This window comes from Streptomyces flaveus, from assembly GCF_014647675.1.
GTDB lineage: Bacteria > Actinomycetota > Actinomycetes > Streptomycetales > Streptomycetaceae > Streptomyces > Streptomyces flaveus.
Genome location: NZ_BMPQ01000006.1, coordinates 184,935 through 207,093, shown reverse-complemented (window position 1 = coordinate 207,093; position 22,159 = coordinate 184,935). Strand labels below are relative to the sequence as shown.

General features: G+C 69.9%; 24 protein-coding genes and 2 pseudogenes. 10 read left to right on the top strand and 16 right to left on the bottom strand.

Translation table 11 applies throughout. The annotated features are described in order from the left end of the window. Positions 1-15: 15 nt before the first annotated feature. The gene (locus IEZ21_RS15335; RefSeq protein WP_189322438.1) at positions 16-1,932 is read right to left on the bottom strand and encodes a serine/threonine-protein kinase; all 1,917 of its coding nucleotides are present in this window, start codon (positions 1,930-1,932) and stop codon (positions 16-18) included. A gap of 181 nt (positions 1,933-2,113) precedes the next feature. Here IEZ21_RS15335 and IEZ21_RS15330 point away from each other — a divergent pair, with 181 nt between their 5' ends. Next, positions 2,114-2,302: a hypothetical protein gene (locus IEZ21_RS15330; protein WP_189322437.1), complete on the top strand. Its 189-nt coding sequence runs from the start codon at positions 2,114-2,116 to the stop codon at positions 2,300-2,302. Between the two features lie 73 nt (positions 2,303-2,375). On the opposite strand, the gene IEZ21_RS15325 is transcribed toward IEZ21_RS15330, so the two are convergent. The 12 genes and pseudogenes from IEZ21_RS15325 to IEZ21_RS15270 form a co-directional block, all read right to left on the bottom strand. Continuing rightward, the gene (locus IEZ21_RS15325) at positions 2,376-2,825 is read right to left on the bottom strand and encodes a peptidoglycan-binding domain-containing protein (RefSeq protein WP_189322436.1); all 450 of its coding nucleotides are present in this window, start codon (positions 2,823-2,825) and stop codon (positions 2,376-2,378) included. Positions 2,826-2,972: 147 nt separating this feature from the next. Continuing rightward, entirely contained in the window at positions 2,973-3,413 is a 441-nt protein-coding gene (locus IEZ21_RS15320; protein ID WP_189322435.1) for a peptidoglycan-binding domain-containing protein, read from the bottom strand. A gap of 51 nt (positions 3,414-3,464) precedes the next feature. Continuing rightward, a complete protein-coding gene (locus tag IEZ21_RS15315) occupies positions 3,465-3,893 on the bottom strand; it encodes a peptidoglycan-binding domain-containing protein (protein ID WP_189322434.1) in 429 nt (142 codons plus the stop codon). Positions 3,894-3,969: 76 nt separating this feature from the next. After that, on the bottom strand, positions 3,970-4,416 hold the full coding sequence (locus IEZ21_RS15310; protein ID WP_189322433.1) for a peptidoglycan-binding domain-containing protein: 447 nt from the start codon (positions 4,414-4,416) through the stop codon (positions 3,970-3,972). Between the two features lie 400 nt (positions 4,417-4,816). Continuing rightward, on the bottom strand, positions 4,817-5,221 hold the full coding sequence (locus IEZ21_RS15300; RefSeq protein ID WP_189322431.1) for a hypothetical protein: 405 nt from the start codon (positions 5,219-5,221) through the stop codon (positions 4,817-4,819). A gap of 153 nt (positions 5,222-5,374) precedes the next feature. Continuing rightward, on the bottom strand, positions 5,375-6,823 hold the full coding sequence (locus tag IEZ21_RS15295; RefSeq protein WP_189322430.1) for a serine/threonine-protein kinase: 1,449 nt from the start codon (positions 6,821-6,823) through the stop codon (positions 5,375-5,377). Then, the gene (locus tag IEZ21_RS15290) at positions 6,820-7,560 is read right to left on the bottom strand and encodes an FHA domain-containing protein (RefSeq protein WP_189322429.1); all 741 of its coding nucleotides are present in this window, start codon (positions 7,558-7,560) and stop codon (positions 6,820-6,822) included. Before IEZ21_RS15290 ends, IEZ21_RS15295 begins: the two co-directional genes overlap by 4 nt. A 183-nt stretch (positions 7,561-7,743) precedes the next feature. Continuing rightward, a pseudogene (locus IEZ21_RS47600) lies at positions 7,744-7,857 on the bottom strand (ATP-binding protein); the annotation flags it as partial. 35 nt (positions 7,858-7,892) lie between these two features. Beyond that, a complete protein-coding gene (locus tag IEZ21_RS15285) occupies positions 7,893-9,227 on the bottom strand; it encodes a serine/threonine-protein kinase (protein ID WP_189322428.1) in 1,335 nt (444 codons plus the stop codon). Continuing rightward, positions 9,224-9,463, bottom strand: a pseudogene (locus IEZ21_RS15280) (FHA domain-containing protein); the annotation flags it as partial. The pseudogene IEZ21_RS15280 and the gene IEZ21_RS15285, both read right to left, overlap by 4 nt. Positions 9,464-9,680: 217 nt before the next feature. Continuing rightward, on the bottom strand, positions 9,681-10,046 hold the full coding sequence (locus IEZ21_RS15275) for an ATP-binding protein (RefSeq protein ID WP_189322427.1): 366 nt from the start codon (positions 10,044-10,046) through the stop codon (positions 9,681-9,683). Beyond that, entirely contained in the window at positions 10,043-10,291 is a 249-nt protein-coding gene (locus tag IEZ21_RS15270; protein ID WP_189322426.1) for a hypothetical protein, read from the bottom strand. Before IEZ21_RS15270 ends, IEZ21_RS15275 begins: the two co-directional genes overlap by 4 nt. Positions 10,292-10,419: 128 nt before the next feature. Between IEZ21_RS15270 and IEZ21_RS15265 the strand changes: the two genes are divergently transcribed. Both IEZ21_RS15265 and IEZ21_RS15260 read left to right on the top strand, forming a co-directional pair. After that, positions 10,420-11,274, top strand: a complete 855-nt coding sequence (locus IEZ21_RS15265) for a helix-turn-helix domain-containing protein (RefSeq protein ID WP_189322425.1) — start codon at positions 10,420-10,422, stop codon at positions 11,272-11,274. Further along, positions 11,252-11,473: a DUF397 domain-containing protein gene (locus tag IEZ21_RS15260; RefSeq protein ID WP_189322424.1), complete on the top strand. Its 222-nt coding sequence runs from the start codon at positions 11,252-11,254 to the stop codon at positions 11,471-11,473. Before IEZ21_RS15265 ends, IEZ21_RS15260 begins: the two co-directional genes overlap by 23 nt. Before the next feature lie 101 nt (positions 11,474-11,574). Here the strand turns inward: IEZ21_RS15260 and IEZ21_RS15255 are convergent, their stop codons facing one another. Beyond that, positions 11,575-12,165, bottom strand: a complete 591-nt coding sequence (locus IEZ21_RS15255; RefSeq protein ID WP_189322423.1) for a hypothetical protein — start codon at positions 12,163-12,165, stop codon at positions 11,575-11,577. Positions 12,166-12,468: 303 nt separating this feature from the next. Continuing rightward, positions 12,469-13,080 (bottom strand): RDD family protein, encoded by a 612-nt coding sequence (locus tag IEZ21_RS15250; RefSeq protein WP_189322422.1) that lies wholly within the window; start codon positions 13,078-13,080, stop codon positions 12,469-12,471. Between the two features lie 291 nt (positions 13,081-13,371). Here IEZ21_RS15250 and IEZ21_RS15245 point away from each other — a divergent pair, with 291 nt between their 5' ends. The 7 genes from IEZ21_RS15245 (at position 13,372) to IEZ21_RS15215 (ending at position 21,851) form a co-directional block, all read left to right on the top strand. Beyond that, positions 13,372-14,226 (top strand): bifunctional methylenetetrahydrofolate dehydrogenase/methenyltetrahydrofolate cyclohydrolase, encoded by an 855-nt coding sequence (locus tag IEZ21_RS15245; protein ID WP_033325364.1) that lies wholly within the window; start codon positions 13,372-13,374, stop codon positions 14,224-14,226. Further along, positions 14,216-14,893 carry a DUF3017 domain-containing protein gene (locus IEZ21_RS15240; protein ID WP_189322421.1) on the top strand — a complete coding sequence of 226 codons (678 nt, stop codon included), beginning with the start codon at positions 14,216-14,218 and terminating at the stop codon, positions 14,891-14,893. Before IEZ21_RS15245 ends, IEZ21_RS15240 begins: the two co-directional genes overlap by 11 nt. Positions 14,894-15,508: 615 nt before the next feature. Then, on the top strand, positions 15,509-16,777 hold the full coding sequence (locus tag IEZ21_RS15235; RefSeq protein WP_189322420.1) for an XRE family transcriptional regulator: 1,269 nt from the start codon (positions 15,509-15,511) through the stop codon (positions 16,775-16,777). 770 nt (positions 16,778-17,547) lie between these two features. Beyond that, complete coding sequence (locus tag IEZ21_RS15230) at positions 17,548-18,537, top strand: malate dehydrogenase (RefSeq protein WP_189322419.1); 990 nt, start codon at positions 17,548-17,550, stop codon at positions 18,535-18,537. Between the two features lie 291 nt (positions 18,538-18,828). Beyond that, the gene (locus tag IEZ21_RS15225) at positions 18,829-20,592 is read left to right on the top strand and encodes an AbeC-like domain-containing protein (RefSeq protein ID WP_189322418.1); all 1,764 of its coding nucleotides are present in this window, start codon (positions 18,829-18,831) and stop codon (positions 20,590-20,592) included. Continuing rightward, positions 20,589-20,981: a hypothetical protein gene (locus tag IEZ21_RS15220; RefSeq protein WP_189322417.1), complete on the top strand. Its 393-nt coding sequence runs from the start codon at positions 20,589-20,591 to the stop codon at positions 20,979-20,981. The genes IEZ21_RS15225 and IEZ21_RS15220 overlap by 4 nt, the downstream gene beginning before the upstream one ends. 66 nt (positions 20,982-21,047) lie before the next feature. Continuing rightward, positions 21,048-21,851 carry a serine/threonine kinase C-terminal domain-containing protein gene (locus tag IEZ21_RS15215; RefSeq protein WP_189322416.1) on the top strand — a complete coding sequence of 268 codons (804 nt, stop codon included), beginning with the start codon at positions 21,048-21,050 and terminating at the stop codon, positions 21,849-21,851. Positions 21,852-21,866: 15 nt separating this feature from the next. Here the strand turns inward: IEZ21_RS15215 and IEZ21_RS47595 are convergent. Further along, on the bottom strand, positions 21,867-22,159 hold a 293-nt coding region (locus IEZ21_RS47595; RefSeq protein ID WP_246567759.1), incomplete at its 5' end, for a GNAT family N-acetyltransferase.

Sequence of the window (22,159 nt, the reverse complement as noted above, 5' to 3'; positions counted from 1 at the left end):
CTGCCGTTACGTCTTCTACGTCCTACTGCGCAGCGCCGCCCAGGTGTTGGGCCCCACGTCGCCGTCGACGTCCAGCCCCTTGTCGCCCTGGAACCGCTTGACCGCGGTCAAGGTGTCCTGGCCGAACTGGCCGTCCACCCCCGCGTTCCCGACGCTGTATCCGCGTTGCGTCAGCATGCACTGCACCTGCGTCACCCGCTGGTTCTTGTCGCCGAACTGCGTGAGCTGGGTGCCGGAGTAGTACGTGCACTGGGAGATCCACGGCGGTGTGGGCGGCGGCTGGGCCGTGCTCTTCGTCGGAGAGGGGCGCGGGCTGGTGCCACCACCGTCCCCGCCGCCGCTCCCACCGCTTCCGCCGGGCGTGGCCGTCGGCGTCACCGTGGGCGTGGTGTCCTCAGCACCGCCCGCGCCGCCTCCGCCTCCGGCGTCGCCTGCGGAGGAATCGTCCTCCTTGCCCCTCTCCTCCTCCTCACCACTCCCGTCATCCTTCTTCTTGCCGGGAGACGGAGAAGCGGAGGAACTGGGCAGCGGCGCCCTCGCCTTGTCATCGGGGGTGCTGCTCTCGGAGGCCGTCGGCGTCGAAGAGGCCGCTGTGTCCTCGGTGTTCGGCCGGGTAAGCAGGAAGGTGCTCACGAGGACGGCACACACCGCGAGCCCCGCGGCGACGGCGAAGTACACCTTCTTGCGACCGCGCCCGGCAGCCGGAGGATGACCGGGCGTGGGTCCGGGGTGCGGTACGCCGACCGAGGGCGGACCGAACTGCCCCGGCGGCGTCGGCGCACCGTACGCACCCGGTGGCGTCTGCGATCCCGGCCCGTACGCACCAGGCGGTGTCTGCGGCCCCGGCCCGTACGCCCCCGGAGGCGTAGCCGGCCCGAAGCCCGGCCCCGGAGCAGGGGCAGCCGCCCGCTGCGTGGGTGTGCGTAAATGACCGGTCTGCTGGACGGAGGCGTGCCGCAGCACCTCGCAGGCCTGGCGGCGGTCGATGAGCCTGGAGTCGAGTGGCGCCTGCCAAGGGGGCGCCGTGGAGCTGCTGTCGCCGTACGCCTCAGCCGCTTCGATCAGCTCCTGCGGGCTCGGCCGTCCGGCGGGATCCTTGGTCAGGCAGGTGTCGAGCAGGTCGGCCAACGAGGCGTCCATGGCCTCGAGTTCACGCATGACCTCCGCGTCGGGCTCCTCGTACGCCACCCGGTGCAGTACGTCCACACCGGTGCCGTCACCGAACGGAGCGTGCCCGGTGGTGGCGTACACGAGTGTGCCTGCGAGCGAGAACACGTCCGAGGCGGTGTCGCAGCGGCCCTCCCTGAGGTACTCGGGCGACATGAAGGAGGGGGTGCCGACCCTGTTGCCGGTGCCGGTGATCGCGCTGGCGTCCACGGCCTGCGAGATGCCGAAGTCGATGACGTGCGCGCCCTGTTCGGACAGGATCACGTTGGACGGCTTGAGATCCCGGTGCACGACTCCTTCGGCGGACAGTGCAGACAGGGCCCGGCCGAGCTCCGCCACGAGGCGCCAGGCTCCGGCCGGTTCCAGTACGCCGCATTCCTTGACGGCGTCCGAGAGGCTGAGGCCGGGCACATACCGCGTGGCCATCCACAGCAGCTCGTTCTGGAATCCGGTCCCCAGCAGCTCCGGCGCGTGCGGCGGTCCGACCCTGGCGTGCACGGCCGCCTCACGCTCGAACCGTCGCCGGAAGTCGGCGTCCTCGGCGTACTCGGGCCTGATCACCTTGACCGCGGCGAGCCCCGGCCCGTCGTCGACGGGCCGCGCCAGATAGACCCGGCCCATCCCACCGCTGCCGAGCCGTCCCAGCGGTACGTACGGGCCGATCTGCCCCGGATCCGAGGGTTGCAGCGGGGTCGCGCCGGCCTGCTCCAGCGTGGCGTTCCCGGTCGCCGGAGAGTACGGCGACTCGGGCCGCTGGTCTGACATGGGTCCCCCCGATGCGCTGTTCTTCAACAGCCGGTCTTTCGCAAATGGCTGGTTGGTCACTCCAGTTGACACGAGGCTATCGCGGGCTCGTGTGTCCCGCCGCCGTCTCGGGCCAACGGCGGCTCTGCGACGAGCCGTTGCCTCAGTGACCCTGCGGCGGTACGGCCGGAGCCTGGCGCGGTTGGGCAGGGAACCGCGCGCCGCCGTACGACTGAGCGGCCGGTGCGGATACGGGCGAACCGGTGGTGCCGGGGGTTCCGGCGGCAAGCCGGGCGCCGCCGCCGGAGACGGCCGCGGCGCCGATCATCAGGCCGACGCCGGCGAGGGCATCGACGAGTACGTCGTCGGTGTCGCGCCGGGCCGACCGTAGCCGTTGGCAAGGCCTCTCACACGGTCGCCCTCGTTTCAGCGCCGGACGACCGGCGTGTGCTGGGCGAGGTGCCTCAGAGTCGTACGCACCTGAAGGAGCCGCCCCGCGTGTACTCCCACTTGAGGTTCTTGCGGGACTGTGTGCCGTAGCCACCGTCCGCGCTGATGTTCTCCTTGCCCTGGGCGTAGATGAGTGCGTTCTTGGTGGCGTTGCCGAAGATTCCGTCGACGTCCAGGCTGCGGCCGTAGCACACGTTCAGCGACCGCTGGAGCATGGCGACGGACTTGCTCTCCGCGCCGGGGTTCATGTAGCAGTCCGCGTTGCCGTTGTAGCCCGGGAGGTATGCCGTGTAGGTGACGCTGGAGATTGTCTTGACGTTGCTCGCGTAGCCGTCGTTGCACCAGCCGGCGTACGCCGCGGCCGGGGCGGCCGTGGCGATGCCGAGCCCGAGCCCGAGCCCGGACAGCAGCATGAGGCCGGCGGTGGCCCCCGCCTTGGCGCGCAGCCTTTGAAGCTTCTGCATGGTCCCCCTCATTTCTGCACCGGACGGTCCGGCGCGTGTTCTTGAGCAGGGCCGGGCCGCGGGGCAAGCACGCGGCCCGGCTTACTGTCCCTGCGGGTCAGTACGGCTGGGGGCAGGGCCGGCCGTGCCGAAGCTGCCCCCAGCGCGCTACCAGTCGAAGCAGGACCACTGGCCGGTACCGCCGCTGTACTGGTAGGCCCACTTGATGTTTGTGCGCGTCTGTGTGCCGTAGCCGCCGTCGGCGCTGATGTTCTCCTTGCCCTGGGCGTAGATGAGTGCGTTCTTGGTGGCGTTGCCGAAGATTCCGTCGACGTCCAGGCTGCGGCCGTAGCACCTGTTCAGCGTTGTCTGCAGCGCTGAGACGGCTTTGCTCTGCGCGCCCTTGTTCATGTAGCAGTCGACGTTGCCGTTGTAGGCCGGAATCTTCGCGTGGACGCCGGAGTTGGAGATCGTCTTGTCGATCTGCCCGTTGCAGTAGCCCGCGTAGGCGGCGGCGGGAGTCGCGGTGGCCAGGCCGAGCCCGGCGCCGGACAGGAGAACGGCTGCGGCGGAGATGCCCGCCTTGGCTCGCACACGAGTAAGTCCCACGTTTTGTTCCCCATTCGTTCTCGTTCTGCTGCTTGATGTACCTGCGGGGTGTTACGGAAGAGTCCCGCAGACGCCGTCGCTGGCCCGCCACCTCAGCTTGTCGCGGGTCTTCGGGCCGTACACACCGTCGTCATCGAGCCTCAGAGCGCGCTGCACGATCTCCAGCTGCGTTTCGGTGATCTCCCCGAAGTGGCCGTCGACCTCCACACTGCTCCGCCCGTGGCAGTAACGCAGCGAGCGCTGGATCGCCTTCACATGCGAACCGGAGGCCCCCCGGGCGGTGATGCAGTCCCGGGTCGTGTTGTAGGCGGGGATCTGGGCCAGGCTGTGGTCGCCGCCGCTGACGAAGTCGCCGAGCGTGGTGTTGCACCAGCTCGCCGCCGCGGCCGGAGTCGCCGTGCCGGCCACAGCCAGCCCGGACAGCAGCATCACTCCCGCTACTACGCTCGCCTTGGCGCGTATTGTGCGGATCCTCTTCATACGTCACTCTCCCCGTTGGCTGTGAATGGGCTTGGGCTGGAGGGCTCGGCGCTCACGCGAGAGCGCGGGGCGGTGCTCAGAACGACCCACAGCCCTGGTAGCTGCCGTCCAGCTTCTTGTAACGCGGCCACTTCAACGCGTCGCGGGTGTTGGGACCGTAGATCCCGTCCTGCTCGGTGCCGGCCTTGCCCTGCGCGGCCCACAGGGCCGAATAGGTCTTCGGGCCGAAGATCCCGTCGACGTCCCTCTCCGCTTCCAGGCCCACGTCGTAGCAGTCCTTCAGCGCCCGCTGCAGCGCCTTGACGTGGTTGCCGCTGGCGCCCTGGGCCATGGTGCAGTTGGTGCTGGTGCCGTTGGCCGGAACGAAGATGTGGTTGGAGCTGCCCTTCATGATCGACTTGCCGGTGTTGCAGTAGCCGGCAGCCGCCGCCGGAGAGGCCGTAGCAGCCACGCCCAGTCCGGCGACCAGTACGAGCCCAGCCGTGACACCCGCCTTGGCACGCAGCGTGTGAACCTTCTTCATGAGTTGCTCCCCCTTGTTCTCGGTGGGCGCGGGTGTTTCAGCCGCACCTGCCAGCGACGAGTCTCGGGGACAGCCGCGCCGCGGCATACCTCAAACGTTTCAGGGTCGGCCCCGAAGTCGCCTGTGGCACAGCGAAATCGCACCACGCCGTCTTGCCGCCCGCCCCCTGCTCCACGCCCCAGCGCACCGCGACCGCGTCGAGCAGCAGGAGGCCGCGGCCCGTCTCGTTGTCCGGCCCGGGCCGCCGGCGGATGAGTCAGGCGTACGCGTCCGGGTCGCTGACCTCCAGGTGCGTACGGCCACTGTCCGTGCGGGTCAGTCGGACCGTCACCGGCGTGCCCTCGCCCAGGTGGTTGATCACGTTCGTCGGCACTCTCAAGGGCGGTGCCGCGCCCGTGAGTCATTCGTAGGCGGCGACGCAGCCTGCGGCGAGGAGGAAGTAACCGGACACTATCGCCAGCACGATGACGTCGCCGTGGCCGTACGAGGGCTTGCTCAGGAGGTCCAGGTTCTCCGCCCGGCGGGGCTCTTCGGGGTCGTAGACAACCCTGAGTTCCTCGCCGACCTGGGGAATACGCTCGCGTGTCTGCACGATGGCGCGGACCTCTCCCTTCTCCGGGTCCGGCCAGTAGCCGCAGCGGACGCGGATCGGGCCGTCTTCCCTGTCGGCGTTGAGGTGCTCCCGGCAGACCGCCTTGATGACGCGTCCGTGCTTGCGCAGTCGGCGTTGACGGCGGCTCTCGGGATAGGAGACGAGTACCGCGATGCCGCCGATCACGATCCAGAAGATGGCCACAACCCCCAAAGCCCCCACGGTGCCCCCGTCCTGGTGTGTCCTGCGTATGGAACGGATGTGTCCCGGTTCATCCCTAGCGGTTCCCGGAGGCAAGGGGAAGGGCCGGGCCCGACCGGCCCTCCACGCAGCCGCTCAGCTCTTGGTGCGCAGCGCGCGACGGTGTCAGTCCGAGGCCCCGTCCCCGCAGTGCTCGATCCACCTGTGGGACAGCGGAGCGTAGGTGCCCGTCAGGTTCCCCTGGGCACGTTGGGCGGTGCAGCCGGTCCGGTTGCGTGAGTTCTTGCGGGTGATGTCCTCGCCGACGGGCGTGAAGTCGCGGCCCCGGTAGTAGGCCACCCCCGCGAGACCCATCGACTCGTCACCGTTGTTGAAGATCGACTTCACCGGGCGGTCACGGGTCCACATGCATGTCTCCTCCCCCGACAGCCAGTCGGCGTCGTCACCCTTCCAACTGCACATCTCGCCCATGCCGAACTCCTCGCTGAAGAAGCAGACGGACCTGAAGGGGCAGCGGTGATAGCCGTACGTCGGCCCGTCGTCCCGCATCGCGTACGTCACCGTCGCGGCCAGCGCCAGCACAGCCGCCGCGAGGCCGGTCGCCAGGGCGGGACGTAGCCACCTGCGGGGGCGGAGCCGGGGCAGGCGGGGCGAGCGGGTGGTTCCCGCCACCTGTTCCACCCGGCGCAGCAGCGAGGCGGTGTCGGGGTAACGGGCGGCGCGCTCCTCGTGCGTAGAGGCCAGGCAGCCCGTGATGATCTCCCGCCAGTCCGGGGGGAGTCCGGAGGACAGACGTAGCTCCTCGGCGCCGCGCGCGTACCGCACCGCCGCGTCGCAGCGGGCCTCCGTGGTGCCGCCGGGCAGGGGGAAAGCACCGGTCAGGACCAGGTGGGCCAGTACGCCGAAGGCCCAGATGTCGGCGGTCGGGCGGATCTGCTGGCCGCGTTCGCTGATCTCGGACCAGAGAAGTTCCGGTGGTGTGTAGTCGGGGGTGGAGAAGGCGGGCGCGTACGCGTGGGTGCCCTCCATCTCCGCGGCCAGGTTGAAGTCGGCGAGCCGGGCCGAGCCGTCCTTCATCAGCAGGACGTTGGCCGGCTTGAGATCGCCGTGCACCCAGCCCGCGTGGTGCAGCTGGTGCAGGCCTTCGCAGATCTGGGCGAGAAGGGCGGGCCCGGATTCCGGGGTCGCGGACCGGTCCAGCAGCGCGGCCAGGGAACCCTCGGCCCGTTCCAGTACGAGGACGGTGGCGCCGTCGAGTTCGGGGTGCTGCGGGTCGTCGACCGTCAGCGCCTCGTACATCCGGATCAGCCGTGGTGAACGCAGCCGCTTCAGCAACTCCTGTTCGCGATGGGCCAGTTCGCGCAGGTGGTGCAGTTGGCGCGGGGTACGGGTGCCGGTCGGCAGGAACTTCAGCGCGGCGTGCCGAGGCAGCGGACCAGCTCCGCCGTCGGCGGCGGTCTCCTCGGCGGCCCCGGCCTCGGTCTCGCCCCCGTCGTCTACGCGCCGGGCCGCGTAGACGCTGCCGAACGCGCCGGACGCGAGGGGCTCGCGCACTTCCCAGAGGCCCACCCGGTAGCCCTTCGGAACGGGGACGGCGTAGGAGCGTCCGTTCACCGCGCCACCTCGCTCGGGACCGCCGCGAGCACGACGAGATCGTCTTCCCGTACGAGGTCGAAACGGAGCGCGAGCGAGACCAGCGACTCCTTCTTGCCGTAGAGGCGCGGGCCGGGTTCCGCCGTCTCCGGGGCGGGTCTCAGGCGGAGCTTGACCGCCAGGTAGTCGATGTTCCAGTAGACGGAGGAGCGGTTGGCCGCGGGCCAGGTGTGCCGCAGGCGCTCCACGAGCTGGTCGACGGTGGGCGGCGGGGCGTGCGGTGCGCCGCGCAGCCGGGGCTCGCACAGGGCGGCCAGCACCGCGAAGTACCGCTTGGTTCGGTCGAGGGAGAACGCCTGGGCCGTGGTGGCGCCGGAGAGCCCGGGGCGGGTCGCGCTGCGGTAGGTGTGGCGCGGCGCCCACACGTCGAAGCTGAGCAGCTCGCCCGCTGCGGGCAGTACCACGCGCGAGAACTCGAACGACACGGGCGCGTCCAGACGGCCCGGCGCGACCTTGATGTGCTCGCCCGCGCCCTCCGGATTCTCCACCACGTACGTCTGGCCCTGACTGAGGTTGCTCAGGATCCAGAAGGCACGGTGCGCGGTGATCTCACCGGCGATCCGGGAGACCCCTTCGTGTGCGATCGCAAGCCCGTTGCCGGTCTCGGACCGGCCGAAGGCGAGCCGTTCGCCCGCCGAGAGCCTGATCTGGTCGTCTGATCCTGTGCCGCGCGGCGGCACCACGATGACGCTGTACATGGAGTCGTCCCCCTCCTCCTAGCCCAACGGAGGTCAGAGTAAGGGGTGTTACGGGGGACATGTCACCGCGGCGCGACGAGGACACGGCCGTTGAGCGAGCAACATCGCGAAGCCACCCGGATCAATCACTTTTCGTTTGCCTGATGTTCACCCGATGCCTGCTTGCGAACGGGACGGCCCTGTTCACGCACCGCACGGAAGCTCGCACCACACCGTCTTGCCACCCGGTCCCTGCTCCACGCCCCAGTACAGCGCGACCGCGTCGAGCAGCAGGAGCCCGCGGCCCGTCTCGTCGTCCGGGCCGGGCCCGGTCGGCCCCTCCGCTCAGCCACTCAGCCCATGGTGCGCAGCGCACGCCATGTGTTCGGGCCGACGATGCCGTCCGCGTCCAGGCCGGCCCGCTTCTGGAAGGTGACGACCGCCGCATGAGTCAGAGGGCCGAAGTCGCCGTCCACCTTGCCGACTTCGGTGATGCCGTGACGGTGCTTGAGCAGGCACTGGGCCTCTCTGACCTGGCTGCCCCCGTCGCCCTGCTTGATGGTGAAGTCCCAGGTGCCGTTCCAGCCCGCCGTGTAGCCGCGGCCGTGGGTCTTGTCCTCGTGCAGCGCGGGCTTCTCGCAGGTGGGAGGCGCCGAGGCGGCCGAGGCCTGGTCCCGCAGGGTGTACGCCACTGTCGCCGTCGTCGCCAGCAACGCCGCGGCGATCGCGGCCGCCAGGGCGGGGCGTCGCCACTTTCTGGGCCGCAGCCTCGGCAGCCGGGCCGAGCGGGAGGCGCCTGCGGCTTCCTCCACCCGGCGCAGCAGCGCGGCGGTGTCGGCGGCGCGCTGCTCGTGCGTGGGGGCCAGGCAGTCGCGGACGATCTCCCGCCAGGCGTCCGGGAGTCGGGGCGACAGGCGCAGTTCCTCGGCGCCCCGCGCATAGCGCGTCGCCGCGTCGGCGCGCGCCTCCGTGCTGCCGCCCGGCAGCGGGAACGCCCCCGTCAGTACGACATGGGCGAGGACGCCGAAGGCCCAGATGTCGGCGGTGGGCCGGATCCGCGTACCCCGCTCGTCCATCTCGGACCAGAGCAGTTCCGGTGGTGTGTAGTCGGGGGTGGCGAAAGCGGGGGCATAGGCATGGGTGCCTTCCATCTCGGCCGCCAGGTTGAAGTCGGCCAGCCGGACCGTGCCGTCCTTCATCAGCAGTACGTTGGCGGGCTTGAGGTCGCCGTGCACCCAGCCCGCATGGTGCAGCTGGTGCAGGCCCTCGCAGATCTGGGCCAGGAGTGCGGGGCCGGAGTCGGGGTCCGGAGTCCGGTCCAGTACGACGTCCAGGGAGCCCTCGGCCTGTTCCAGTACGAGGACGGTGGCGCCGTCCAGTTCCGGATGGTCCGGGTCGTCGACCGTCAGCGCCTCGTACATGCGGATCAGCCGCGGTGCGCGCAGCCGCCCCAGCAACTCCACCTCACGCTCGGCCAGTTCGCGCAGGTGATGCAACTGGCGCGGAGTGCGGGTGCCGGTGGGCAGGAACTTCAGCGCCGCCTGACGGGGCAGGTCCGGCTCCGCGTCGCCGACGAGCCGGGCCAGGTAGACGGTGGCGAACGCGCCGGAGGCGAGGTGTTCGCGGATCTCCCACGGTCCGATCCGGTAGCCCTTCGGCACGGGGACCGCGTACGACTGCCCGGTCACCGCGTTACCTGGCTCGGGGCGGCGGACGCCGGGGCGAGCGCGCCGAGATCGTCCTCGCGTACGAGGTCGAAGCGGAGCGCGAGGGAGACGAGGGACTCCTTCTTGCCGTTGAGGCGCGGGCCGCCCGGGTCGGCCGTGTCCGGGCCGGGCCGCAGGCGCAGCTTGACGGCCAGGTAGTCGATGTTCCAGTAGACCGCGGAACGGCTGACCGTCGGCCAGGTGGAACGCAGCCGCTTCCCGGTGGCGATTCTGAGCTGTCCGTCCACGCCGCCACACGACGGTGGCACCACGATGACGCTGTACATGGAGTCGTCCCCCTCCCCCAATTGCCCATGGGATCCACCGTCCCGCAGGTCAACGAGCGGAAGGGTAAGGGATGTTCGTGAACACCCGAGAAGCTTTCGCGGAGCATGGCGAGTCGTCCGCTGGTTGTTGGCCGAGAAACAGTGCGGCTCACAAGGCGCACTCGCACCACACCGTCTTGCCGCCCGGCGCCTGCTCCACGCCCCAGCACAGCGCGACCGCGTCGAGCAGCAGGAGGCCGCGGCCCGTCTCGTCGTCCGGGCCCGGACGACGTTGGATGAGCCAGGCGTACGCCTCCGGGTCGCTGACCTCCAGGCGCGTACGGCCACCGTCCGTACGGGTCAGACGGACCGTCACCGGCGTGCCCTCGCCCAGGTGGTTGATCACGTTCGCCAGCAACTCGCTGACACAGAGCTGCACTTCGGAGCAGGGCTCGCCCAAGTGCTCGCGCACAGCGCGACGGACCTCGGGAACGGCCTTGGGGACCGCGAGCAGTTCGAGGGTCAGGGGCTTCATCGCTCCGCCGCCTTGTGCAGTGCCTCGGCCAGCTGGTGGGCGGTGGCCGTGTTGCAGTTGCCGAGCGCCACGAGGCCTCCGTGACGCGGCGGGTAGGTCCCCGCGAAGGCCGCCGCCTCCACGCCGAGCGACGGCAGGGTGATGCCGTTCGCTTCCAGCGCGGTGCGGAGGTGCTCCGCACAGGCGTGCACGTCGTCGTGCTCGTAGGCGTGCCCGCGGTCGCTGCCGTCGTTGGTGTGTCCCATGAGTGGGTACGTCCTTCCAGTGCGCTCTGTGACGAACCAGTCACACAATGACGCTGGGTCGCGTACCGTGACAGGGGTTTGGGTTGCGCAGGGCAAGCCGGGCAACTGGTAAAAGGCGGTGGTGAGTTGTGCCTCCTCGTAAGGATCCCGACGCGTCGGTGAGTGTTCCGTGCTTCTACGGCGCCGAATTGCGCTACCAGGGGGAGGCAGCGGGCCTGACGCTGGAGCAGTTGGCGGAGGGCAGCTTCCGGGGCATCTCGTTCCTCAGTCAGATCGAACGGGGCGAGCGGCGAATGCCGGACGATCTGGCCCGGCACGTCGACAAGAAGCTGGGGACGGACGGGTTTTTCGAGCGCCGCTGTGAAGACGCGGCGAAGGCCCGCAGGGCTGGGCATCCGCTGTACTTCGCGGATGTACCGGACTTGGAGAAGCAGGCGGAGACGCTGGAGGAATGGGCGCCCAACGTCATTCCGGGGCTTCTTCAGACCGGCGCGTACATGCGGGGTCTCATCCAGTACGGGGCGCCGTGGACGCCACCGGACACCGTCGATGAGCGTGTCCGTGCACGGATGGCGCGTGCGGAATTGTGGAAACGCGCCGACCAGCCCACCTACTGGGGCATCCTGCGGGAGTCGGTCATTCGAAACACACCGCTTCCACCGGAGGTGATGGCCGAGCAGTTGGAGCACATCATCGACGTGATCCGGTCCACGCAGAGCGTTCTGCAGATCGTTCCGGAAACGACCCCCTGGCATCCCCTCGCGGGTGGCATGGCCAAGATCATGACCTTTGCTGATGCCCCGCCGCTGGTGTGGACAGAGTCTGATTTTGAGGGGCGCATCGTCGACTATCCAGCCACTGTGAAGGAGTACCGCCGTAAGTATGATCTGCTCAGGGCCGTCGCACTCTCACCGGACGCGTCCCTTGCCATGATCGAAGAAGCAGCAAGGACCTACCGAGATGAAGCGCAGCAAGGGGATTGACCTGAGCCCCGCCGTCTGGCGCAAGAGCAGCTTCAGCAACCCCGATGGTGCCGACTGCGTCGAAGTCGCCGACAACCTCCCCGGCCTCGTCCCCGTCCGCGACTCCAAGAACACCCGGGGCCCCGCCCTCCTGTTCCCCGCGAACGCCTGGGCTCCCTTCATCACCGCACTCAAGGGCAGTGACGTACCGACGAGTTGATCGCCGACGCGTAACGAGCCAAGGGCCGTGTCCCACCCTTACGGGGTGGGACACGGCCCTTGGCATGGAGCGGCGCGAACTGTCCGGTCGCGACCGCGTATTCAGTACCGCGGGCGGTTGAACCAGGCCTTGCCGTTGGCATTGCCGGCGTAGACGGCGATCAGGATGCCGAGCACGATGTGGACGATGCCCGCGATGGTGAAGACGAGGCCGAGGACCGCGGTGAGGATGCCGAAGACCAGGATCGTGACGCGGACGCCGTTGCCACCGGAGGTGAACTTCGTCCCCAGGAAGGCTGCCCACACGAGCCAGACCAGTGCGAGTGCCACGATGCCCCACAGCACGCCGGTCGGGTAGTCGGCGATCGCCCCGAAGGAGTTGTCCTCCTGGGCCTGGTCGACGGCCACGGCGGCGATGGCGTAGATGGCCGCGCCGATCACCTGGAGGCCGACGATCACCCACATCATCGCGCGGGCCGCGCTGACGGTGCCCGGCATCGTCGCCATCGGGACGGGGGCGCCGTACTGCTGCTGTACCGGCGGTGCCTGCGGGTAGCCGTAACCGGGCTGTTGTCCCTGGGGGGCCTGCGGGTAGCCATAGCCGGGCTGCTGCCCCTGGGGCTGCTGGGGCGGGTAGCCGGGCTGCTGTCCCTGCGGCGGACCGTAGGGGTTGTTCGGGTCGCCGAAGCTCATGGCGTACTTCCTCCGTTGTGGCGTGAGTGCGGGGACGACGCGGCACATTTCGGAGGAAGATTCAACAGTTGCGGTTCGTCCCCCCGGTACTGCCCGCGGCACTGTGCCGTTCATCGTCCTTAACGGGCCGCTTATTTGTCCAGCCGGATTCCGTATGCGTTGTGCAAGTGCAACATCACTGATCTTGGATGGAGGCAACGCCGCTTCCTCAAAGGCGGAGCCGTGTACCGCGACGCGCCAGGGCCGCGTCCCTCCCTTGCGGGTGGGACACGGCCCTTGGCGTGAGCGGCGTGAGCGTGCCCGTCAGACCTTGACGACCACCGTGCTGCAGACCTTGTCGGCGAAGGTCTGCTTCTTGTCGTCCCACAGCGGCCACAGGTAGCCGATGTAGCAGGCGGCGCCGTCGAGGAAGTGGGCGAGGCGGCGGACGAACGCCATGCCGACGCCGAGCGGCTGGCCGTCGCTCTCCCGCAGCAGCCGGATGCCCATCGTCTTCTTGCCGATGGTCTGGCCGGTCTTGCCCTCCTGCATCAGCATCCAGATCACCACGCCGATGATGACGGCGAAGCCGATGAGGCTGAGGATGGCCCCCACTGTGTCACCGATCGCCGCCCCGATCACCGCGGGGATGTAGGCGACGAGGAGGACGAGCGAGTCCACCAGTGTCGCGAGAACCCGCGTACCCCAGTGGGCATAGGGGGGCGTACCGCCGTACATCTGCTGCTGCGGCGGGTACTGTCCGCCGGGCTGCTGGGGATAGCCGTAACCCTGCTGGGGCGGGACACCCTGCGGGGCCTGCTGCGGGTAGCCGTAACCGGGCTGGCCCTGCGGCTGCTGCTGCGGGTAGCCGTACGGCTGCTGCCCGCCCTGCGGGGGCTGCTGTCCGTACGGGTTGTTCGGGTCGCCAAAGCTCATGGCGGTTATTCCTCCGTTGAAGAGTGCGGGGACTGCGTGGCTTGTACGGAGGAAAGGTTTGAGCTGATAGCGGTCTGTCCCCCCGTGTGCTGCCCGCGGCACTGCGCCGCTCATCGTTCTAAAGGCCAGGCATACTTGTCCAGCCAGATCCCGCAGGAGTTGTGCAAGTGCAACATCGCTGATCATGGATGGATACGGGGGACAGAGCGCCGGGCGGCTCCGGGGATGTCTTGGGGGGCCTTGGGGCGCCCTGATTGGAACCGGGGCCGGGTCATCCGCGAGGATGGGTGCATGACCGCCCAGATTCTCGATGGCAAGGCCACCGCAGCCGCGATCAAGTCCGACCTGACCGTCCGCGTGGCGGCCCTGAAGGAGAAGGGCGTCACGCCCGGCCTCGGAACCGTCCTGGTGGGCGACGACCCCGGCAGCCAGAAGTACGTCGCAGGGAAGCATCGCGACTGCGCACAGGTCGGTATCGCCTCCATCCAGCGGGAGCTGCCCGCGACCGCCACGCAGGAGGAGATCGAGGCGGTCGTCCGCGAGCTCAACGAGGACCCGGCCTGCACGGGTTACATCGTCCAACTGCCGCTGCCCAGAGGCATCGACGAGAACCGTGTCCTGGAGCTGATGGACCCGGACAAGGACGCGGACGGTCTGCACCCGATGAACCTCGGCCGTCTCGTACTGAACGAGCCGGCGCCCCTGCCCTGCACGCCGAACGGCATCCTCACCCTCCTGCGCCGGCACGGCGTGGAGATCAAGGGCGCCGAGGTCGTGGTGGTCGGCCGGGGCGTGACGATCGGCCGCCCGATGCCGCTCCTGCTCACCCGGCGCAGCGAGAACGCGACGGTGACGCAGTGCCACACCGGTACGCGCGATCTGTCCTCCCACCTGAAGCGGGCGGACATCATCATCGCCGCGGCCGGTTCCGCCCACCTGGTCCGGCCCGAGGACGTCAAGCCGGGCGTCGCGGTCCTCGACGTCGGGGTCTCCCGCAGCGCCGAGGGCAAGATCGTCGGCGACGTCCACCCGGGAGTCGCCGAGGTCGCCGCCTGGATCTCCCCGAACCCCGGCGGAGTCGGCCCCATGACCCGGGCCCAGCTCCTCGTCAACGTGGTCGAGGCGGCGGAACGCAGTGTCGGCTGAGGACACGACCGAGAACCGGGCCGCGGCCGGGTCGCCGGAGGCGACGCGGGCGGATGGCGGCGAGGCGGGTTCCGGGTCCGCGGAGGCTGCGAAAACGTCTGCCGACCGGCCGCAGGGCGAAGAGCCGGACGCCGAGCCCTCGCAGGCTGCGGAACCGGACGCCGAGCCCTCGCAGCCCGGTGCGCCGGGTCCCGCCGAGGCACCCGGCGCTGTGCCGAGGGAGGGCGAGATCGTGACCCGGGACGCCGTCAGCACCGTAGGCCCGGACGGGCAGCCGCAGCGGACCACCCGGCGGTTTCCGCGGGTCACACGGGACACCGCTCGGCCCGAGGGCGGAGGGCGGGCCGCGCCCGTCGACGCGCCCGCGCCCGCGCGGCAGTGGCCGATGCTCACCGTCGCGGGAACCGTCGGGCTCGGGCTGCTGCTCACCGCGTTCGACGTCTTCCGTTACGGCACGCTGCTGATCGGAGTGGCACTGCTCGCGGCCGGCGTACTGCGCTGGGCGCTGCCCGGCGTGGGCATGCTCGCCGTCCGCTCCCGCTTCACGGACCTCGTCACGTACGGCGTCCTGGGCGTGACCATCGTGCTGCTCGCGCTGATGGTCCAGCCCTCTCCACTGCTGGAGATCCCGTTCCTGGAAGACATCTTGCACTTCACGGTCCGTTGAGCCCGCGCCGAGCGTGACCGTCTGTATCGGTCCCGGGCCCGGTGGGTGACGGCGACGCCCGTCCACTCCCCCGAGCGAGGACGGGCGCCGCCTGCGCTCAAGAGTCATGGACGTGCCAACGGGCCTTCAATACCTGTCAGTTCCCTGTGGCACGGAGGTGACAGTTCCGGTACCTCGTGTCGGTCGTGCCACGCGTCCCGTAACGATCTGTACTTCACCCGCCAGTAGGTATGCGATTCAACTGATGCTTCGGGTGACACTAGTGACAGACGATGTCGTGTATGTGTTCCGGTTGTGTCGATGTATTGACAAGTTCGGGGATTTGATCTGATCACGTCCAACGTCAGAGATAACGTGGGCAATCGGGACGGTCCGGGACTTCCGGTGCACTGAACCAGGGGGTCCGGCAGGTCGCACGGAATCTCGGTGGGACACTGGACCCCATACCAGCGGGCGTGCAACGGTGCATGCCCACGGCTCAAAATGCTCCTGTGCGCCCACGCCCGGGGAACTGAGATCCTGGCTCCACGCATCCCTGTGGGTAGCCGGTACGGGGACTCGGCAGAGGGCGTCACGCACGAGGAAAGCACGCACACGGGGGGAAGAGGGGGAGCAATGCCTCGTTGGAGGGCCTTGCCGGATGAACTCGATCCGCAGGTCAGGGAGTTCGCCAGCCAGCTGCGTCGACTTGTCGACCGCAGTGGGCTGAGCGTCGCTGCCGTGGCCGACCGCACCGGTTACAGCAAGACGTCCTGGGAGCGGTATCTCAACGGCCGGCTGCTCGCGCCCAAGGGTGCGATCGTGGCGCTGGCCGAGGTGACCCAGACGAATCCGGTCCACCTGACCACGATGTGGGAGCTGGCCGAGCGGGCATGGAGCCGCTCGGAAATGCGCCACGACATGACCATGGAGGCCATACGGATCTCCCAGGCGCGCGCCGCGCTGGGGGAGCTGGGGTCCGCGACTCCCAAGGCCAAGGGCGGCACCCGCGGCAAGACGGCGAGCAAGTCCGCCGCCGCGGCCCCGCCCAAGCCGGCGGGTGCCGGGGCCTCGGCACCGCCGCGGAGCCCCTCGTCGGGTGGGGATGCGCCGACGTCGTTCCTGGGGCGGATTCCGCAGCCGGAGTCGTCGGGTTCCTCGGGTGCTTCGTCCGGTAGGTCCGGTACGGCCACTCCTGGGGGGGCTTCGTCTCCCCGTACGGGTAGCTGGGGTGTGGCACCTCCGTCGGATCTCGCCGGTTCGGCGGGACGGGGTGGCAGGCATGGCCAGTACGGGCAGTCTTCGCAGTCCGGGTACTCCGAGCCGAGCAGGCCGTCCGGTCCGACCGGAGGGCCGCCCGAGGACGCCCGGCCGCCGCGCTCCGGTGGTTCGCCGGACGCTCCGCGGCGGAAGCGGCGGGTCGCGATGTTCCTCGCGGGCGTCGTCGGCGCGCTCGTGCTGATCGCGGCTGCCCTCTACCTCACCGATTCCGGCGGAGACGGCGGAAGCGGGGACGAGGCGAAGCCGACCCCGACCCCGTCCGTCAGCAAGAACCTGCCGGCCGGTGTCCAGTGCAGCGGCAAGGACTGCACGGGCCAGGACCCGGAGAACATGGGCTGCGGCGGCGAGTTGGCGACGACCGCCGACAGCGTCACGGTCGGCACGGCCCTCGTCGAGATCCGCTACAGCGAGACCTGCGGCGCCGCCTGGGCCCGCATCACGCAGGCCGCGGTCGGCGACGAGGTCCAGATCAGCACGGCGGGCGCGGCGGAGCAGACCGGCACGGTGAAGGTGGACACCGACACGTACACGCCGATGGTGGCCGTGAAGGACGCGGGCGACGCGAAGGCTTGCGCGACGGTGGGGTCGGGCGAGGAAGGGTGTACGTCTGGCTCCGCCGGTTGAGCGGGGTGCCTCCGGCGGTTGAGCAGGGGGTTCGTTTTCGGGTGCGGGTTCGTTGTGGCTGGTCGCGCAGTTCCCCGCGCCCCTAAAAACCTGCGGCTCCCCGGGCGCCCCGGAAAAGCCCGCACCCCCAACGACCCGCACCTTGCCCTCCGGCGGGAGGGGTCGTGGGCCGGTGCGTCGTATGCCCGTCGCTTAGGTTCTGTCTCGGAGGACCAGGGCCTTGTACCAGGCCAGGGCCGTATGCCCGCCCTGCGACGGGCTGACGCACCGGCCCACGCCCCCGCACCCCCCACCCGCCCCAGGGGCGCGGGGAACTGCGCGAGCAACCACGACGCACCCGCAGCCGCCCAACCGCCGGAGGCACCCCGCGGGGAACTGCGCGACCAGCCACGACGGACCCGCAGTCGCCAACGAACCGAACCCACCCTCCCGGTAGGCGCCCCGGAGGCAACCGCGAACAACAGGAATGACCCGCCGACTCCGGGGCAGGCGAACCCCAACCCCCACGGGAATCCGGCCCCGGCCGGGAGGGTGGCACCCACCTCCCGGCCCCGGTACCCCCACCCGGCGGCCGTCGTCACTCCTCTCCCGACCGGCGGCCGCCACTTCGTGGGGCTTGTGGGGTGGGCCACACGGACCCGGACGTCCGGGATCCTGGATGCGCGATAGCCTGATCGCTGGATCTCTCTTGACGCCAAGAGATCGATCATCTGTAGGTCCGCACCCCGGGGCAAGGACGCCCCACCGCCAGCTGTCATACGGAGAACGCCATGACCCGCACTCCCGTGAACGTCACCGTCACCGGCGCGGCCGGCCAGATCGGTTACGCCCTGCTCTTCCGCATCGCCTCCGGCCAGCTGCTCGGCGCGGACGTGCCGGTCAAGCTGCGCCTCCTGGAGATCACCCCGGCGCTGAAGGCCGCCGAGGGCACGGCGATGGAGCTCGACGACTGTGCCTTCCCGCTCCTTCAGGGCATCGACATCTCGGACGACCCGAACGTCGCCTTCGACGGCGCGAACGTAGCCCTCCTGGTCGGCGCCCGCCCCCGTACGAAGGGCATGGAGCGCGGCGACCTGCTCGAGGCCAACGGCGGCATCTTCAAGCCGCAGGGCAAGGCCATCAACGACCACGCCGCGGACGACATCAAGGTCCTCGTCGTCGGCAACCCGGCCAACACCAACGCGCTGATCGCCCAGGCCGCCGCCCCGGACGTACCGGCCGAGCGCTTCACCGCGATGACGCGCCTGGACCACAACCGCGCGCTGAGCCAGCTCGCGAAGAAGACGGGCGCCTCGGTCGCCGACATCAAGCGCCTGACCATCTGGGGCAACCACTCCGCCACCCAGTACCCCGACATCTTCCACGCCACGATCGCCGGCAAGAACGCCGCCGAGACCGTGAACGACGAGAAGTGGCTGTCCGAGGACTTCATCCCGACCGTCGCCAAGCGCGGCGCCGCGATCATCGAGGCCCGTGGCGCCTCGTCAGCGGCCTCCGCCGCCAACGCCGCCATCGACCACATCCACACGTGGGTCAACGGCACGGCGGACGGCGACTGGGCCTCCATGGGCATCCCGTCGGACGGCTCGTACGGCGTCCCCGAGGGCCTCATCTCCTCCTTCCCGGTCACCACGAAGGACGGCAAGTACGAGATCGTCCAGAGCCTCGACATCAACGACTTCTCCCGCGCCCGCATCGACGCGTCGGTGAAGGAGCTGGAGGAGGAGCGCGAGGCGGTCCGCGGTCTCGGCCTGATCTGAGGGCCTGATCCGAGCGGCTGATCCGGGACGATCCCCGGCATCCGGCCGCGCCGCTCCGACATCCGCAACATCCCGCGAGCCCGCACGGCCACACCCCGGCCGTGCGGGCTCGCGCCTTCCCCGCGTACGGCGCTGCCCATGCGCCGGTCCGGGAAGATTCACCTGTTCGAGCGGGATTTCCGTCCGCCCCTCCCGTCTCAGTGGTCGCTCCGCTAACGTCAACTCTCTTGTCCATCAATGGAATTCGCCCGCAGTCGGCATGCGCCTGCGGTAAACGGGAGTGTCGGGACCATGAGCGAACCGTCCAGGCGGCGCTGGGGCCACACCGAGGCCACCAGGCTGTTGTGCGCGGGTGCCCATCTGGACGCGGGGTTCCGCAGGCGCGTCATCGACGAACTCGTCGGACACGCGGAGCGCCCGGTGGCGCCGCCGCTCGGCGCGGACGTCCGGCCCGTCCTCGCGCACGCGCTGCGTGCCCGTCGCGACGAGGCGCGCACCGCCCTGCTGCTGCTCGCGGTGTGGGTCGGGTTCCTGGTCAGCGATGTGGTGATGATCAGGGACACCATGGAGGACAGTGTCGGTGGTGAGACCGGGCTGTCCTTCGGCGACTACGTCCGGCTCGTCTTCGAGTCGGACGGCTCGGACGAGTTGGGGGCGCCGGGTCCGTTCGGCGGGCTGCTGCCGGGCACCTGGACGATGTCGTACGCCTCGGTCGTCCTGCTGCTGTGGTTCGCGCGGGTCGTCTCCGGCCGGGGCACGGCCACCGCCGGGGTGCAGCGGCTGAAGCTGCCGCCCGCGTGGGTGGGGGCGCAGCGGCGCCTTGGCTGGTTGATGACCGCGGTCGCCTGGTTTCTCTGCCTCGGGTACTGGGTGCAGGCCTGGGACGGGATCAAGGACAACCCGTACCCCGCGATCTTCCCGCTGCTGATCGGCGTCGTCGTCTGGCGTCACCAGTGGCTGCGGAAGCAGACGCTGCGCACGGCGCTGGCCCGCCAGACGTTCGCCGAGACGCCCGGCCCCGGCCTGCCCGGCCGCTACGAGGCCCTCGCCGAGCGCATTCGCAGGGAGCAGGACGCCTCGCTCGCCCTTTACGACGTAAACCGCCCCTTCGTCGGCGCCGGAGTGGCCCGTAAGCCCTGGTCGGTCGTACTGGAACTGCGGCGCCGGGAGGCGGGGGAGAGCGGGAACGGCGTACCGGCGCCCCGGCCGGATACCGCGCAGCTCACCGCGCGCCAGATCATCGACATGATCACCCCCCGGCTGCGGGCGCTGAAGACGTCGGCCGGGGAAGGGAGTCGGGACCGGCTGCGGGAGCTGGAGATCGAGGAGTTCGTCTACCTTCCGTCCGGTGCGGGCCGCGACGAACCGCTCGTCATCGGTCCGGACGACAGCCGTACGGCGGGCGTGTACGAGTCCGCGCAGGTCGACCGGCACCTGGCCGAGTCCGTGGGGGAGGGCGGGGAGGCCCGGCGGCACTTCCTGCGGATCAGGGTGGGGGCCTGGAACGAGCAGGTCGTCGTCTCGCTGTTGGTCCGGGTGCACACCCAGGGCGGCATGCTGGTGCTGGAAGTGGTGCCGCATGTGCTGGGGCCGATCGTGCCGGAGTTCCGGAAGATCGACGCCATCGTGGGGAGCGCCCCGGAGGGCCCGCTGCGGGACGCGGTCCGCGCTCTCGTCGAGGCTCCCTCGGTCGGCCTGGCGACGGGGATCGAGGCCCTGCGCACCCTGGGCTCCGTACTGCGACAGTCGTCAGCCCCACCCGAACAGGCCGCGCCCGACGCGCCTTTGGTCTCGCTGCGCGAGCTGGCCAGCACCGACGAGCTGTCCCTCTTCCAGAAGATGGACGTCGCCCGCTACATCCGGACCCTCCAGGACCGGATCGGCGAGGGCGTACGGGACGCCCTCCAAACCCACGGCTACCGCACCGACCGCCTGGAGCAGAACATCACCAACATCCACAACAGCGGGCTCTACATCAACGAGATGTCCGGCGGCGCCCTCGCCACCGGCTCGCACGGTCAGGCCACGCACACGGAGGAGAGGAGCACGGTATGAGCACCGACGGGGGAGCGAGTGGGGGGACGGGCGGCGGGCCGCAGATCCACATCGGTTCGATCAGCGGGGGTTCCCAGGCCTTCGGCGACCACGGCAAGGCCGAGTCCGTCAACTACACGGCTGTGCCCGCCGAACCGGGGTACGGGGAGCTGCTCACCGCCGTACGGGTGCTACGCACCGAACTCGGGCAGCGGGAAGAACGTACGGCCGAGAGTGAGGCCCTCGGTGCCGAACTGGCCGAGGTGGAGGGCGAGATCGCTCGCACCGGGCGCAGCGCGCAAGGACCGCTCACCCGGCTCCGTGACCGTCTCGCGGCCTACGGTCCCGCCGCGGCGACCGCCGCGTCCGTGACCGCCGTCACCCAGGCGATCACCCAGCTGCTCGGCTGAGCCGGAGGGACAACGATGGCGCAGGGACAACGATGGTGAGGGTCCAACGATGGTGAGGGTCCAACGATGGTGAGGATCTTCGACGCCGACCGCCAGGACTGGGCGGGACCCGAAGAGGAACAGCGGATCGTCGTGGACCAGCAGCGCGACGAAGTACGCCAGCGCCAGGCGCTGCGCGGCACCGCCGTGGTCCTCGCGGTCTGCTCACTGGCCTTCGGTACCTGGGCGCTGGGCTGGAAGGACGAGCCGGGACCGAGGGGGTATTTCACGGCCCGCGAGACCCCGCCGCCCGGACAGAGCGGGGAAACGAACGGCGACCCGGGCGGCGGTACGGGCACCGAGGACCCGGCGTCCCCGGGCGCGACGGCCACGCTGCCCGCCGGATACGAGCCCGTGCAGGACGAAGAGGGCTTCCGTGTGGCCGTCAAGGAGGGCTGGATCGCAAACCGGCAGACGGCCGACTCCATCCACGGTTTCGACGTCGTCAACTACCGCAGCACCGACGGTTCCCGCCGCCTCCAGATCTACGAGGTGCTGGAGGCCAGTCCGGAGGAGTCGCTCCAGGAGTTCGTGTCCGCCGACACCGCCAAGCCCGACGGCTTCGAGCAGCTCTCCATGGAACCCCTCGAGGACGACGGCCGCCCTGCCGCCCGCCTCGAGTACCTCGCCAACTCCCTCAGGGGTGAGGAGGAGATCGGCACCTGGCACGTCGTCGACCACCGCTTCGAATCCGTCGACGGCAAGCTGTACGCGTTCACCTCCTACGGCCCGGAGTCGGACGGCTTCGACGATGAACGGGAGGTCCTGGACACGGCGTTGGCGTGGTTCTGCCCACCGGCCAGGGAGTGCCCGGAACCGGTCACGGAGTGATGCCCGGGTGGGGGCTCAGGACGGTTTCTCCAGGGCCCCCTTCAGGGACTTCTTCAGGGATTTCTCGAACCAGTACGCCGCGTACACATTGTCGTCGTAGCGGGGGATCTCGGTGTATCCGCACGCCCGGTACATCGCCTGTGCCTCGCTGAGCGAGGCGTGCGTGTCGAGGCGTACGACTCCGTAGCCGCGCTCTACGGCCTGCCGCTCCAGCTCGGTGAGCAGTCGGCGGGCGAGGCCGAGGCGGCGGGCGTCCGGGTGCACCCAGACATGCCGGATCTCGCCGACGCCGGGTTCGAGCCGCCGCA